The organism is Rhodospirillales bacterium RIFCSPLOWO2_02_FULL_58_16 (assembly GCA_001830425.1).
GTDB lineage: Bacteria > Pseudomonadota > Alphaproteobacteria > Rhodospirillales > 2-02-FULL-58-16 > 2-02-FULL-58-16.
This window is the reverse complement of sequence record MIAA01000040.1, coordinates 1-14,825: the sequence shown is the minus strand read 5'-3', so window position 1 is coordinate 14,825 and position 14,825 is coordinate 1. Positions and strand designations below refer to the sequence as shown.

Annotated in this window: 13 protein-coding genes; 7 read left to right on the top strand and 6 right to left on the bottom strand. The window is 55.1% G+C overall.

What is annotated here, in order from left to right:
- Nucleotides 1-125: 125 nt before the first annotated feature.
- From A3H92_05605 to A3H92_05590, 4 genes are all read right to left on the bottom strand, one after another.
- Nucleotides 126-404: a prevent-host-death protein gene (locus tag A3H92_05605; protein ID OHC73934.1), complete on the bottom strand. Its 279-nt coding sequence runs from the start codon at nucleotides 402-404 to the stop codon at nucleotides 126-128.
- A 116-nt stretch (nucleotides 405-520) separates the two neighbouring features.
- Nucleotides 521-1,600, bottom strand: a complete 1,080-nt coding sequence (locus A3H92_05600; GenBank protein OHC73933.1) for a hypothetical protein — start codon at nucleotides 1,598-1,600, stop codon at nucleotides 521-523.
- 116 nt (nucleotides 1,601-1,716) lie between these two features.
- Nucleotides 1,717-3,072 carry a glutamate--cysteine ligase gene (locus tag A3H92_05595; protein OHC73932.1) on the bottom strand — a complete coding sequence of 452 codons (1,356 nt, stop codon included), beginning with the start codon at nucleotides 3,070-3,072 and terminating at the stop codon, nucleotides 1,717-1,719.
- Nucleotides 3,073-3,089: 17 nt separating this feature from the next.
- Nucleotides 3,090-3,857: a 16S rRNA (uracil(1498)-N(3))-methyltransferase gene (locus A3H92_05590; protein ID OHC73931.1), complete on the bottom strand. Its 768-nt coding sequence runs from the start codon at nucleotides 3,855-3,857 to the stop codon at nucleotides 3,090-3,092.
- A gap of 61 nt (nucleotides 3,858-3,918) precedes the next feature.
- Here A3H92_05590 and A3H92_05585 point away from each other — a divergent pair, with 61 nt between their 5' ends.
- Nucleotides 3,919-4,830 carry a 4-hydroxybenzoate polyprenyltransferase gene (locus A3H92_05585; protein OHC73930.1) on the top strand — a complete coding sequence of 304 codons (912 nt, stop codon included), beginning with the start codon at nucleotides 3,919-3,921 and terminating at the stop codon, nucleotides 4,828-4,830.
- A 121-nt stretch (nucleotides 4,831-4,951) separates the two neighbouring features.
- Here A3H92_05585 and A3H92_05580 read toward each other — a convergent pair whose 3' ends face one another.
- Entirely contained in the window at nucleotides 4,952-6,778 is a 1,827-nt protein-coding gene (locus A3H92_05580; protein ID OHC73929.1) for a diguanylate cyclase, read from the bottom strand.
- 250 nt (nucleotides 6,779-7,028) lie between these two features.
- On the opposite strand from A3H92_05580, the gene A3H92_05575 reads away from it, so the two are divergent.
- Together A3H92_05575 and A3H92_05570 are read left to right on the top strand one after the other, a co-directional pair.
- Entirely contained in the window at nucleotides 7,029-7,244 is a 216-nt protein-coding gene (locus A3H92_05575; protein ID OHC73928.1) for a hypothetical protein, read from the top strand.
- Between the two features lie 104 nt (nucleotides 7,245-7,348).
- On the top strand, nucleotides 7,349-8,881 hold the full coding sequence (locus A3H92_05570) for a methylmalonyl-CoA carboxyltransferase (protein ID OHC73927.1): 1,533 nt from the start codon (nucleotides 7,349-7,351) through the stop codon (nucleotides 8,879-8,881).
- Here the strand turns inward: A3H92_05570 and A3H92_05565 are convergent.
- Nucleotides 8,876-9,352 (bottom strand): hypothetical protein, encoded by a 477-nt coding sequence (locus tag A3H92_05565; GenBank protein ID OHC73926.1) that lies wholly within the window; start codon nucleotides 9,350-9,352, stop codon nucleotides 8,876-8,878. The two genes, A3H92_05570 and A3H92_05565, sit on opposite strands and share 6 nt — an antisense overlap.
- A 167-nt stretch (nucleotides 9,353-9,519) precedes the next feature.
- Here A3H92_05565 and A3H92_05560 point away from each other — a divergent pair, with 167 nt between their 5' ends.
- The 4 genes from A3H92_05560 (at nucleotide 9,520) to A3H92_05545 (ending at nucleotide 12,540) form a co-directional block, all read left to right on the top strand.
- On the top strand, nucleotides 9,520-11,508 hold the full coding sequence (locus A3H92_05560; protein OHC73925.1) for an acetyl-CoA carboxylase biotin carboxylase subunit: 1,989 nt from the start codon (nucleotides 9,520-9,522) through the stop codon (nucleotides 11,506-11,508).
- A gap of 4 nt (nucleotides 11,509-11,512) precedes the next feature.
- Nucleotides 11,513-11,791, top strand: a complete 279-nt coding sequence (locus tag A3H92_05555) for an acylphosphatase (protein OHC73924.1) — start codon at nucleotides 11,513-11,515, stop codon at nucleotides 11,789-11,791.
- Nucleotides 11,792-11,881: 90 nt separating this feature from the next.
- Nucleotides 11,882-12,130, top strand: a complete 249-nt coding sequence (locus A3H92_05550) for a prevent-host-death protein (GenBank protein OHC73923.1) — start codon at nucleotides 11,882-11,884, stop codon at nucleotides 12,128-12,130.
- Nucleotides 12,127-12,540: a recombinase gene (locus A3H92_05545; GenBank protein ID OHC73922.1), complete on the top strand. Its 414-nt coding sequence runs from the start codon at nucleotides 12,127-12,129 to the stop codon at nucleotides 12,538-12,540. The genes A3H92_05550 and A3H92_05545 overlap by 4 nt, the downstream gene beginning before the upstream one ends.
- The last annotated feature ends 2,285 nt before the right edge of the window (nucleotides 12,541-14,825 follow it).

The following is a 14,825-nucleotide window of genomic DNA, read 5'->3' as shown; positions in this document are numbered from 1 at the left end:
AACTTTTGCGCCGAATCATCGCCGCCATATGGGTCGTAATAATGCCTCAATCAGCACTCAACCCGGCTTATTAACGGTCGACAAATTATCGGCGGCGAAGGGGGTGACAATGACCCGATAACGCTTCATACCTTGCCCGCATCGAGTTGATCAAAAAAATCGGACGCTTCCGCGCCTTGCCCGCTGCGGGCTTGGCTCAGTCCCTTGCGAATGGCGGAGACGGTGTTGACGTACTCGATCTGATCCTGGATATCCTGCCATGCTTGGGCGTCCATAATGACCAGAGACGGCTTGCCGTTCACCGTCAGAATGGACGGGCGACCGGTTTCCTTCAGGTGAGACATGAACCGGGTAGTATCGCGCTTGAATTCGGTCAGCGGTCGAATGTCCTTGGTGATGTCCATGTCGTTCCCATCCTTAAAGCATCTTATATGATGCGAATATGGTGCATTATGTCGCGCATATCAAGCCCGCGCATGACGGAGGGGTTCGTTTCGAGTCATCGTCAATGGTCGCCTGATCAATCGCTCACAGCGGCGGCCTTGAGGCCGCTCAGGGAGGCGGCGAGTCCGTCCTCGACGATGCGCGAGACCTCGGCGTCAACGATGTCGGATAATTCAAGAAAAGTTTTTAAGGCGGCCTTGATCGCCGGCTCGCCGGATTGGGAACGCACCGTCCGTTCCAGCGCCTCGCCGGCGGCGTGCATGCGCTCATGAGGGTCGGTGGGGTGGCGGAATTCTCCGATGTCTTCGTTTCTCCGGCCCTTTTTGAGATACCATTGACCGAGGCGGCAACGGGCCGGACTGTGAGCCATATCCATCTTGGGAAGATCGCTCCATTCGCCGGGAGAGGTTTTGGTCAGCGTATAAACGGCGTCCAGAACCTTGCGGCGGTAGGAAATATGATTGACCCAGGCATTGTAAAGAATGCCGAGAGATGACGAAGGCCACTGTCGATCGGAAGAACACATCGCGATGAAGTCCGCCAACGGAACGGGGCGGCTTATCCAGTAGCCCTGCACTTCATTGCAGCCCGAGGCCATCAGGAAGGTGTAAACGCACTTGTTTTCGACGCCCTCGGCGATGGTCTTCAGGGACAACTCGCGGGCCATGTACAAGCTGGACTGAACGATGTGGGTATTGCGGGCGTCCTTCGACATGCGGCCGACGACCCCCTGGTCCAGCTTGATCGCCGAGAACGGAAGCCGGCTCAACACGTCAAGCGACGAATAGCCGGTGCCGTAGTCGTCCATCACCACCTCGATGCCCAGCGCCACCAGATCGAAAAGACACATGCTGATGCGCGCCGAACTGTCAACGATGGCGGTCTCGGTGATTTCGATCTGGATGTTGCCGGGGTCAATGCGCCGGCTGCCGATAAAGCTGCGCAGCATCTTGACCAGATAGGGCGAACGGAGATCAAGGGAAGATACGTTGAAGGCGATCTGGATGTCGGTCTTGACCTCGCGGACGGCTTCAATGTTTTCAATCAGTTCGGGCAGCATGACCGCCGTTATGTCGGTGATGAATCCGGAATTTTCGCATTGGGGAAGAAAATCGATAGGCGGAATCACCGATCCGTCGGGCTTGATCCAACGCAAAAGGGCCTCGCCGCCGACGATGCGCCCGTTGAGGAAAGAAACTTTCGGCTGGTAATAGAAGCGGAACTCTCCATTGTGAAGAGCCTGTTCTATCTCGCTGATTTTAATATCGTTCGTCAGTATGCGTACTCCATGAACGCCGGATCGACATTTCCTTGCCAGCGTTGCCCGTATGCCGCCAAAAGCTCCTCGGCGGGCGTAACCCCCGATTCGGCAATACGAAAGAGTGGCTTGAGGAAGCATGTTTCGTCAAGCCCGACGCCGTTCAACCGCGCCCGGCGGCGCAGTCCCTCATGGGCGATATTCAGCACATCCAAGGCTACGTCTTTTATTATGCCGTTCCTGAACGGCGTGTTAAGAGCCAGAATCGGTACTTTTTCGCGCAGCGTCGCGCGTTCGGCCGGCGTCCAGTTCTTGACCAATTGCCACGCGGCGTCCTGCGCCGCGTCATCGTACAACAATCCGACCCAAAAGGCGGGCAAGGCGCAAAGCCGTCCCCAGGGGCCGCCGTCGGCGCCTCTCATTTCCAGGAATTGTTTAAGCCTGACCTCGGGAAAGGCGGTCGTCAGGTGGTTTGCCCAATCGGCAATGGTCGGGCATTCACCGGGAAGCGCCGGCAGGCGACCGGCCATGAAGTCACGAAAAGACTGCCCGGCGGCGTTGATATAGCGGCCTTCCCGATAAACAAAGTACATCGGGATGTCGAGTATGTAGTCAACATAACGCTCGAAGCCGAAACCATCCTCGAAAACGAAGGGAAGAATTCCGCAGCGATCAGGATCGGTATCGGTCCAGACACGGCTTCGATAACTCAGATAGCCCGAGGGCTTGCCTTCCTTGAAGGGAGAATTGGCCCATAACGCCGTGGCGACCGGTTGCAGGGCCAGAGCAACGCGGAACATCTTTACCATGGCGGCTTCCGAACAGAAGTCCAGATTGACCTGAACGGTGCAGGAAGACAGCATCATCTCCAGGCCTTTGCCGCCTTTTTTCGGCATGTATTCACGCATGATGGCGTATCTGGCCTTAGGCATCCATGGAATTTCGGCAAGCGGCCACTTGGGCTGATAGCCCAACCCCATGAAGCCGATCCCCATTTCGTCGGCCACCGCCTTGACCTGGTTCAGGTGATCGGTGACTTCCTTGCAGGTCTGGTGCAGGGTTTCCAATGGGGCGCCGGAAAGTTCGATCTGTCCTCCCGGTTCAAGAGTTATGGAACCGGCATCGGACCTGATCAGGGCGATGACGGCTCCGTTCTCCGCCACAGGCTTCCAGCCGAAGCGGGTGAGTCCGTGCAGAAGAGCGCGTACGCCGCGTTCACCCTCGTATTCCAACGGGCGCAGGTCATCAAGCCGATAGGCGAATTTCTCATGCTCGGTGCCTATGCGCCGACTTTCAGGGAGCTTGCATCCGGCCTCCATGTATTCGATCAGGGAGCGCTTGCCGGTGACGGCGTCGTTTGTTTCATCCATGGAATTTCAATTCGTCTTCAGTGAGCGTTACGTTGGTACGGGCGCTCGGACCAGTCGCCGATGACGGCCTGCCAGCAGGCCAGCGCCGACAAGGCGGCTGTTTCGGCGCGGAGAAGGCGCGGCCCCAGGCTGATCTTGGTGACAAATGACAGTTTTTCAAGGGCGGCGAGTTCGGATTCGGCAAAACCGCCCTCCGGCCCGGTTAAAATTCCGACGCTTCGACCGGTAGTCGTTTTGCTTAAAACTTCGAACATAGGCAGGCCTTCTCCCGTTTCAACGGCCGCCAGCAAGGGACGATCCGCCGGCCATTGTGAAAGCAGCTTATCCAAAAGGAGCGGCTCGTCGATGCGGGGAACGCTTAATCTTTCGCATTGCTCTGCGGCCTCGATCACGGTGGCGCCCAGCCGTTTCGTATTTATTCGCGTTGCCGCCGTGTGTCTGGTGAACACCGGCAGAAGGCGGGAAACGCCGAGTTCGGTCGCCTTCTCGACAAGAAAATCGATGCGGGTCTTTTTAAGGGGAGCAAAGACGAGCCACAGGTCCGGCCCCGTATTTTGGGGACGGGTCTGCCCGCTGATTACAAGGACGCACCCGTTTTTATCCATGGATTCTATGCGGGCCGACCATTCGCCGTCGCGTCCGTTGAAAACAGCCGTCATTTTGCCGGGACGAGTCCGCATGACATCGTTCAGGTAGTGGGCCTGACTTTTAGGCAGGACAACGGCCCGGCCCGGCGTCAAATCGTCTTTCACGAAAAGTCGTATATTCGTTTTTGATCGCGGCATTTTCAGAAGCCTGTTTGTAAAGTCCGGCGTGAATGGTGTATTACTTTCATCCATGACAGACATGGTCAAGAGTTCCGCCGGCGATATTTCCACAGAGATATGGATTGATCGCCTTGTTCCCGATGCGTTGAGGCCGTATCTGCGGCTGTCGCGAATTGACCGGCCGACAGGAATATGGCTTCTTCTTTTTCCATGCTGGTGGAGCGTTGCCCTTGCTTCTCCTTCATGGCCGGATGTCTGGTTGTTCGCTCTTTTCGGCATCGGCGCGCTGGTTATGCGCGGCGCCGGCTGCACCGTCAATGATATTGCCGACCGCGACTACGACGCCAAGGTCGCCCGCACGGCGACCCGGCCTCTTGCCAGCGGCGCGTTAAGCGTGCGTCAAGCCGTCATATTCCTGCTCCTGCAATTGCTGTCCGGGCTGGCCGTGCTCCTCCAGTTCAATGCGTTCACGATTGCGTTGGGGGTAAATTCGCTGGTGCTTGTCGCCATCTATCCTTTCATGAAACGCATTACTTATTGGCCGCAACTGATACTGGGGTTGGCTTTCAACTGGGGAGCGCTGATGGGATGGGCGGCGATAAGAGGCGACCTGGACATGCCGCCCCTGGCGCTGTACGCCGCCGGAGTCCTGTGGACGCTGGGCTATGACACGATCTACGCCCATCAGGACAAGGAGGATGATGTTCTTATCGGCGTTAAATCAACGGCGTTGAAGCTGGGGGAAAACACCCGTCCGTGGCTGTTTGCTTTTTTCGGCGGCGCCGTCCTGTTGACTGCGTTGTCCGGATATCTGGCGGGCCTGGCCTGGCCCTTTTTCGTTATCATGTTCATGGCGGCCGGTCATCTCGGATGGCAGGCGGCGACGGTTGACCTGTCGGTTCCCAAAGACTGTCTGGCGAAGTTCAAATCCAACAGCCGTTACGGCTGGATCGTCCTGGCCGGAATCATCGCCGGCCGGGTGGCGGGGTGAGTAAACCTATTGCAAAAAAACCACGGATGAACGCCGATTAACGCGGATATCAATTCAATCCGACGTTCTTGAGTTGTATGATTTGCGAAACAAGTAATGTGTCCCCAAAACAGCGAATGAGTTAATTCTTCTTATCCCCGCCGGGTGCGGCGGCGCCGGAATCCAGGTACTTGGCAATATCCACCTCGTCGATCTGTTCCGGCAGCAGGAACCTTTCCGCATATTCCTTATAGATGCCGGACTTGAGGAACAGATTAAAGATGTCCGAATCGACGTGTTGATCCTTTTTCATAAAGGAAAGAATTTTAACGCTCTCGCTCAGCGTTTTGGCTTTCTTGTAGGGGCGATCAGCGGCGGTCAGGGCCTCGAAAATATCGGCGACGGCCATGATGCGGGCGGGAAGCGTCATCTCGTCCTTGGCCAGCTTTTTCGGATAGCCGGTCTTTATCATCGTTTCGTGATGTCCGCCGGCGTATTCCGGCACCCGCTTCAGGTGCTTGGGAAAGGGAAGCTGCTCCAGCATCATGATGGTCTGCATGATGTGGCCTTTGATCTTGAAATGATCCTCTTTGGTCAACGTGCCGCGAGGGATGCAGAGATTGTAAACTTCGCCTCTGTTGTATTCGTGCTCGGGAACATCAAGCTTGAAGCCGTGCGGGTTGCCCTCTGCGTACTTGTCGGCGTCGGTGCGGTAGAAAATATGCTCCGGCTTGTCGCTCAGGAGATTTTCCTCAACGGGAAGAGTCTGCGCGGGACTTCGTTCCTTGCGCTTCAGGTCTTCATGGGATATGCCGAGGCGGTCGTCCAGAGTCCGTGTCCATTTTATCCCGGCGATCTGCTTTACTCTCTCTGCCTTTTCCGGAGCCATGAATTCGCCGCCGACGTTGGTTTCGGCGATGAACGCGAAATCGTTATCAATCCGGTTGAGACGCGCATTCAATTCATCGCGCAGCTTCTCGGCGTCCTCTCCGCCGTCAATCAATGACTCCAGGTACTCGATCACCACGTCGCGCTTGAGCACCTCGAATCGCATCCTCACCTCGTGAATGCGATCATGAATGGTTTCCAGCTTTGTTGATTTATCGACCACATACTCCGGCGTCACCACCTTGCCGCAATCATGCAGCCACGCCCCGATGTGGAGTTCGTATTTTTCATCCTCGGTCATGGTGAAATCGGCGAACGGCGGTTCCGTTGAATCAGCGGCCGCTTCGGCCAGCATTTTAGCCAGAACCGGCACCCGTTGGCAGTGTCCGCCGGTGTAGGTCGACTTGGCGTCGATTGCTCCGGCGATCAGTTCGATAAAGGAATCGAGAAGCTTTTTCTGGGCGTCCAGAAGCAACTGATTGTCCAGCGCCACCGCCGCCTGGGAGGACAAGGCCTCGATCAGCGGCTGAATTTTTTGGCTGAACGGGATGACTTCCCCGGTTTTTGCGTCCCGGGCGTTGAGAAGCTGGATAACGCCGATGACTTCTCCTTCATGGTTTTTCAGCGGAACGGTGAGGAACGATTTAGAACGGTAGTTGTTCCCCTCATCAAATTTCTTCGTGCCGGTGAAATCAAATTCATCGGTCTCATAGGCGTCATGAATATTGACCGATCTGCCGGTAAGAGCCACATGGGAGGCGACGTTTTTATGATTAGGCTCCCCCGTTTCGGGGTCGTACATATTTTGCGGCGGGAAAGGAATTCCTTTGCCCGTGGTGCCGCCCATGGCGATGCCTTTGGAGTCCGTGTGCATGATCGTGAATTTCAGCTTGTTGTCATCGGTGCGCAGGTAAAAGGTGCCGCCGTCGGCGTTGCAGATGCCCTTTGCCTCCAGCAGGATCATTTCCATGAGTCTGTCATGATTGCGCTCTGAGGACAGCGCAATGCCGATTTCAATCAATCTGGCAAAGCTGTCGGCGAGTCCATCTTCTGACGGAACGCGGTTGGCCGGTTCTTCCATTGCCTATCCGTTTATGTGCCGCAACAAACTTATGATGAGACTACATTATTTACATATGAATACAACTGGCGTTAGGTGGATTTGCCGATCAATCTTCAAGCGCTCCGGCTGAACCGGCAGACCGGGACTCGCCAATATTGAAATACACTACATCATGTATGTCCCACAATATGATGGGTAAAAAGCATTGACAGTACACTTTATATATAATAATCGATTCATTGCTTGTACAATGGGGGGACGCAAAACAATGGCCGGCCCGTCACCTTGCAAATCCGCAACCGATGAATGCTTCGGCGAGAGTCGGCGCTCATCGGTTTTCCATATCAGACGCGATGCGCCGGAGAAATCCCGCATTATAAAAACAAAGGACACGAATTCTTATCCCGGCGCCCGCTTTATCAGGGGCAGGTTCCACGCCGCCGTCTTTACCGACGAGGCGATGGTGCCGGAACACACGGATTAAAGTATATCCGAATATTCTGATCTTTAATTAATCACTGTCCACCCGTGTTTCTGCTGGCACGGGGCGGCGGCTTCGTGCATTTTATGTATTCAAGGAGAACGCCCATGCACGACATAATTCGCCGGCTTGAAGAAAAGCGTCACGAGGCTCGTCTCGGCGGCGGCGAGGAGCGCATCGCCAAGCAGCACGCCAAGGGCAAGCTTTCGGCCCGTGAGCGCATTGAATTGCTGCTTGACCCCAATTCCTTTGAAGAATGTGACATGTTCGTCGAGCATCGCTGCGCTGACTTCGGCATGAATGAGCAAACTATCCCCGGCGACGGCGTAGTCACCGGCTACGGCGCCGTTAACGGTCGGCTGGTGTTTATCTTCAGCCAGGATTTCACCGTTTTCGGCGGCTCACTGTCCGAGGCTCACGCCGAAAAAATATGCAAGATCATGGATCAGGCGATGAAAGTAGGGGCGCCGGTAATCGGCATCAACGATTCGGGAGGCGCCCGCATCCGGGAAGGCGTGGCCTCGCTGGCCGGTTACGCCGAAGTCTTCCAGCGCAACGTCAACGCTTCCGGAGTTATTCCTCAGATATCGATGATCATGGGGCCGTGCGTCGGCGGCGCCGTCTATTCGCCGGCGATAACCGACTTTGTCTTCATGATCGATGACACGTCTTATATGTTTGTCACCGGCCCCGATGTAGTCAAGACGATAACCCAGGAAGAGGTCTCGCATAAGGAACTGGGCGGCGCCGCCGTCCATACCGGCGTTTCCGGCGTCGCTGACCGCTCCTTCGCCAACGACGCCGAGGCTTTGCTGTACCTGCGCCGCTTCATTGATTTCCTGTCCGCCAATAACCGCGAAAATCCGCCGGTCAGGCCGACGCCGGACAGCCCTGATCGGGTTGAGATATCCCTGGATACCCTGATCCCCGACAATCCCAACAAGCCCTACGATATGAAGGAGCTGATCGAGAAGATAGTTGACGAGGGCGACTTCTTCGAACTCAAGCCGGACTTCGCCGGCAACATCATCATCGGCTTCGGACGCATGGAGGGATCGACCGTCGGCGTCGTCGCCAACCAGCCGACGACGCTGGCCGGTTGCCTGGACATAAATTCATCGCTTAAGGCGGCAAGGTTCGTCCGGTTCTGCGATGCTTTCAATATCCCCATTGTCACCCTGGTCGATGTCCCCGGTTTTCTTCCCGGCATTGATCAGGAGCATGGCGGCATAATCAAGCACGGCGCAAAGTTGCTGTACGCTTTCGCCGAAGCCACCGTTCCCAAGGTGACGCTGATCACCCGCAAGGCCTACGGCGGGGCTTATGACGTGATGAGTTCAAGGCATCTGCGCGGCGATGTCAATTTCGCATGGCCGGGCGCCGAGATCGCGGTGATGGGACCGAAAGGCGCGGTGGAGATCATCTTCCGCTCCGAGATCGATGATGCGGATAAACTCGCCGGGCGCGCCGAGGAATATCGCAAGACTTTCGCCAATCCCTTTGTCGCCGGCAAGCGGGGCTTCATCGACGACGTTATCATGCCTCGCGATACGCGGGTGCGCATCTGCCGGTCGCTGAAAATGCTGAAAAACAAGAAGCTGGAAAACCCGTGGAAGAAACACGGTAATATTCCGCTATAGGGCAAACGAAGGGAGTTCCCCGGTTGAAAACCCCTTCCAATCAAGGAATGACTTGAACTCGGTATCGTACTTGATGAAGTCGGCGATAACTATGTCGAGCAGGTCGTCGATATGCGGGCAAGGGTTGTTTTTCTCCCTGACTTCAAGGCAGCATCCTTTCAACGTCAGGGCCTTTTCTTGAAGGTTGCGGTGGGATTCACGATGTCCGTCCAAACGGGGGAAGCCCAACTCCTCAAGGATCGACTCCTCCCTGCCGAAGTGGCCCTCGATACTCTCGAAGAAGTGGTCACACCGCTCACAGCACAGCTCGTAATCTTTATCCTGAATTGCCCTGGAAAGGCCGTTAATTGCGTCGACAATCAGGCGGTGATCTGCATCAATCTCGGGATGCCCGGTCAGAAACAATTTAGAGAAATCAATCCTGACCATCCAGCTCCCTTTCAAAGCCCGAAGCCACGCCACGCCCCACAATGGTCATTAAAGCACTGCCGGCGGAACGTTGCATCCTACGGAACCCCGTAGGGATAAATTAGGGCACTATCCGACCAAATGATTCCATTTGGCCGGATAGTGCTCTAAATGTTAGCGAGGAATGAATCTTCGGCTTAATCTGGCGATCCACGCTTGGAGTGTTCTTGATGTTTAAAAAAATTCTCATCGCCAATCGGGGCGAAATTGCCTGCAGGGTTATGCGCACGGCGCGCAAGATGGGCATCAAGACCGTCGCCGTCTATTCCGAGGCCGACAAGGACGCCCTGCATGTCGGCGAGGCCGATGAGGCGGTGTGCATCGGCCCGCCGCCGTCGTCGGGCAGTTATCTCTCGATCAAGAACATCATCAGGGCGATCAGGCATACCGGCGCCGAAGCCGTTCATCCCGGCTATGGCTTCCTGTCGGAAAATGCCGCCTTCGCCCGTAAATTGGCTAAAGAAGGCATTGTCTTCATCGGCCCGCCGCCCGCCGCCATCGACGCCATGGGCGACAAGATCAGGTCCAAGAAGCTGGCTAAAAAAGCCGGCGTCAGCACCGTCCCCGGCTACGCGGAATCTCTCAAGGATGTCGATCAGGCCCTTTCCGTCTCCCGCGACATCGGCTATCCGATCATGATCAAGGCTTCGGCCGGCGGCGGCGGCAAGGGCATCCGCATCGCTCACGATGACGATCAGGTCAGGACCGGCTTCCACTCCGCCATGCGCGAGGCCGAGTCAAGCTTCGGCGACGGTCGGGTGTTCATCGAGAAGTTCATCGAGAACCCCCGCCATATCGAGATTCAGGTGTTGGCCGACAGCCACGGCAACGTCATCCATCTGGGCGAGCGCGAATGTTCCATCCAGCGCCGCCACCAGAAGGTAATCGAGGAAGCCCCCAGCCCCTTCCTCGACGCCAAGACCCGCAAGGCCATGGGCGATCAGGCGATAATGCTGGCGAGGGCGGTAAAATACGCCTCGGCCGGCACCGTCGAATTCATCGTTGACGCCGAACGCAATTTCTATTTCCTGGAGATGAACACCCGCCTTCAGGTGGAACATCCGGTGACCGAGCTGACTACCGGACTCGATCTGGTGGAGTTGATGATCAGGATCGCCGCCGGCGAGCATCTTCCCCTCAGGCAGGAAGACGTGAAACGCAGCGGCTGGGCCATTGAGGCGCGTATTTACGCCGAAGACCCGGCGCGGGGCTTTATGCCGTCGGCGGGACGCCTGCGGCGCTACCAACCGCCGGTCGGCGACGGGGTTCGCGTCGATACCGGCGTCTATGAGGGGGGCGACATCTCCGTCCACTACGATCCGATGATCGCCAAGCTGATCACCCACGGCCATGACCGCAACGAAGCCATTGCCCGTATGGGACTGGCGCTGGACGGCTTCCTTATTCGCGGAGTTTCCCACAATATCGCCTTCCTGGCCGCCATCCTCGCCCATCCCCGCTTCGTTCAGGGCAACCTTTCCACCGCCTTCATTGCCGAGGAATTCCCCAACGGCTTTGACCCGGCGTCGGCGCCACACGATGACCCGGCCATGCTGGTCGCCGTCGCCGCCGCCTCCATTCACCACGCCTATCAGCAACGCGCCGCCTCGATCAGCGGTCAGGTCTCCGGCCACGAACGCCGGGTGCATGGCGACTGGGTGGTTATCCTCAAGGGCGAGAACCATCAGGCTACCGTCAGTTCCGTTGACGGCGGCTTTGATATCTCGATGGATGAAGGCGCTCACAAGGTGCGAACCGACTGGAAAGTGGGCGAGCCGCTGTTTCACGCCGTCATCGACGGCAGCGAACTGTGCATGCAGGTGGAACGCAACGTCATCAAGTACCGGATGACCCATGCCGGACTTCAGGACGATGTGCTGGTGCTGAACCCCGACGCCGCCAAATTCCAGGCCATAATGCCGACGAAGGCGCCGCCTGACGCCTCCAGGCTGCTGCGCTCCCCCATGCCGGGGTTATTGATATCGCTGGCTGTCAGGCCGGGCCGGCAGGTCAAGGCCGGCGAGGAACTGGCGGTGATCGAGGCCATGAAAATGGAAAATATAGTGTGCGCCGAGCGCGACGGCGTCATCAAAGCCGTCCACGCCGAGCCGGGCGACCGTCTGACGGCGGATCAGGTCATCATCGAGTTTGAACCCTGATATTATGGACGCCAAAACCATTCTCGTGCGCATAGAGGGCCGGGTCCAGGGCGTTTGTTTCCGCTATTGGACCAAGCAGGAAGCCGACAAGCGGGGCCTTGACGGCTGGGTCCGCAACCGCGCCGACGGCAGCGTCGAGGCCCTTTTCTCCGGCCCCGGAAAGATCGTCGATGACATGCTTAAAGCCTGCCGGATCGGCCCGACCGCCGCCCGCGTCGATGCCGTAACGCCAAGCGCCGCCGCCCTGCCGATCTCCCCCGCCGGATTTCACATAGTGACATAGATGTGGGGTATTATTCGGTCGGTCGATCCTGCTGGAAAAATTCCGGCATATGGGTTATATTCATCTGGTCAGAGCGGTCAGGAGAGCGTCATGAATCATTGGCAGGTCCAGGAGGCCAAGGCCCGCTTCAGCGAATTGCTGCGCCATGCCGCCAAGGATGGTCCGCAGGCCATCACGATTCGCGGACAGACCACGGCGGTCGTGGTGTCGAAGGCCGAGTACGAGCGACTCAAGGGGCGCAAGGTCTCGCTGGTTAAATTGATGCGGACCTCGCCGCTGGCGGGAGTCGATATTGGGATCAAGCGCGACCGCTCGCCGCCCAGGAATGTCAAATTATGAGTTACCTGATTGATACCTGTGCGCTCTCGGAACTGGTCAGGCCGAAACCGGCAGCCTCGGTGGTGGACTGGTTTGAGGCGACGCCGCCGGAGGCCCTGTTCATCAGCGCGCTCACTCTGGGAGAAATCCGCAAGGGCGTTGAAGGAATATCTGACGGACGCAAGCGCGCCCGCATCGCCGCCTGGCTCGAAGTGGAATTGCCGGCCTGGTTTGAGGATCGGATGCTGCCCGTCGATGCGCCTGTGGCCGACGAGTGGGGGCGCCTTCTGGCCCGTCTCAAGCGGCCTATTCCCGCCGTGGACAGTTTGATCGCCGCCACGGCGCTCAAAAATCGGTTGACCATCGTCACCCGCAATGTCGCGGACTTCTCCCCGACCGGCGTAGACATCCTAAATCCTTGGGCAGCCTGACCGCCTCCGCAGTCCCGGATACTTACGGAAACAAAAAACGGTGCGGTCGTTAAAAGGGGATATGGAGATACAAGGGAGATGAAAGAAATGAATAAGCGGGACGATAACTTAGAGTATCCGTTATAAGCAAGGCCTTATTTCGGTCCAAGCGCGATTATTCCTGACGAGCGCATTGGCGAGAATGATAAGCTTTCGCATGATGGATACTCTAACTGACCAATCAGGGCCATGTTAAATTTTTAAGGCAATAGCTGCTCCTCAAATTAGCACGAGCTAATAAGTTGATAATAACGAGTAATATGAGGGAGGTTTAATATCCTTTAAGCCATAGCGGAAATAATATTTTCTGGCCGCACGCCATGCTCGCACGAAGCTGGGCAGTTTTGTCTCGTTCTTGACCGTTGTCTCTTTGTACCAGCTACCTGAGAAAACTTCTGCCTTAGATGGGCGAGTATAGGAATGTCCGAGTCCCCCTAAAGCCTTTTCTCGCTCTCGCAAAGCACGTTGCAAAATATTCATTAGCCAGCCATCAAGCTCTCTAAGTTGTTCAAGTGAAGAGACGAGTGGATAAAAAGACATTAATCCCCGCATTTTTGGTAACCGTTTATCCCTTTCAAGAAAGTTTTCAATTTGTGATTCGTGTAATTCACCATAAATGTAACGCCTAAGTTCATTCAGGCATGTCACCAAATCCCAATCATGAAACGGAGCGCCGATTCGTTGCGAAGAAAATAATTCCTTACTTCGTGGACTGAGCAGTAGGTGTATATAGATTGCTTTACTAAGTCGTCGTTTTATTTTTTTAATAGATCGTGTTGAGAGAAGCGTTTCATCATGTTGGAACTTGTGTCCGAGATAATCAAAATCCTTAATAGCTTCGATCTTGTCACCTTCACCCATATTTATAAAGAATGAGCGGACAGGAATGCCAGTCGCACCATCAAGGCGTTTTATGCCATGCGATTTTTCGTGATTGATTGTGATTCCTGATCGCTTGCAATGCTCATTAAAAATATCGGTGATGTGCAATGCGTCGTCGTATGAGTACACCATCGCGAGAACGTCATCTGCAAAACGAACAAATTGACCGTTGGATGTTTCAAGGGCTTTATCTAATTCGTGAGCGGCAACATTTGATAAAATAAGAGACAAGGAGCAACCCTGCGGCACACCTCGGTCTCGCTTCGAAAATTGACCAGCCGTATAATTTTCTTTTGAGGCGTACTCATGAGTTAAAAATTTGGACACGACATATCGTTCAGCTTTGGTTAGCAGAAATATATCTTTATTTGAAATCATCGCTTTAATGTAGTGGTGGTCAATGCTATCGAAGTATTTAGAAAAATCGTATTGGACTACATAAACTTTATGACACGCGATTGCTGAGCGTATTTGGATTATCGCATCAAAAATGTTTCTATCTGGTCGATATGAAAAGCAATTTGCCGAGAGAAGGTTGAGATTTCTATTGGTAATTCTATTGTGGAAAAGTGTCGCAACTGCCGCATCGGGAATTGTGAAAATCATAATATCCCGTGATCCACCAGAATCTTTAGGGATCGCATATTTTACTGCGGGTTTGGGGATATATTCTCCTGCAATAATTTTCTTCCAAATTATTCGTGCCAAATATTTTGAGTGAGAAAGGCAATAGCGTGGCTCAAAATGCTTTGATATTGACCAATGTCCTGGGGTGGGTTTGATCTTTGAAATGGCCTTTTCGCCCGTTCTCTTCTCAAAGCGTTCACGATATCGCTTTATATGTGCGGCGTCAGAATAACTGCGCCTAAGTAGTTTAATTGCCTGCCGACGTATGGCATCTTCAAGCAGTTCTTCCAAGATACCCCCCCTTAGAAAAAACCCTCCCCTTTCGGGGAGGGTCGTCTTGCGCCTCTCGAGTCAGGGACTGCGAAAAGCAGTCGAACGTTTGCGAGGCGACGAACATTACAATGTCCGCCTGCAATGTAAGGTTCGAAGCGCCGACTAGCGCACACGCGCATGTGTAGAGCTTAACAGAGGACGGGGAAGCATAACAAGAAAGATTTGCGCGTGAATTGAGATATTGAATTATAAATTTGCAACTCACCAGTCCCGGTGACACCCAGTTCCAGGGACACGATACTTAATTCAGTATCAAGTCTTGAGTCGTAAGTCGTGAATTTTTAGAGGTAGGGGTTATCAAGATTTAGATTGCAAGGCTGGTCTCTGCGCCTCTCCCGCACCAACGTCGTCTGAGCTGGTCCTGAAAAATCGGACAGGGTGTTAAGGTGTATTCCACCGGATAA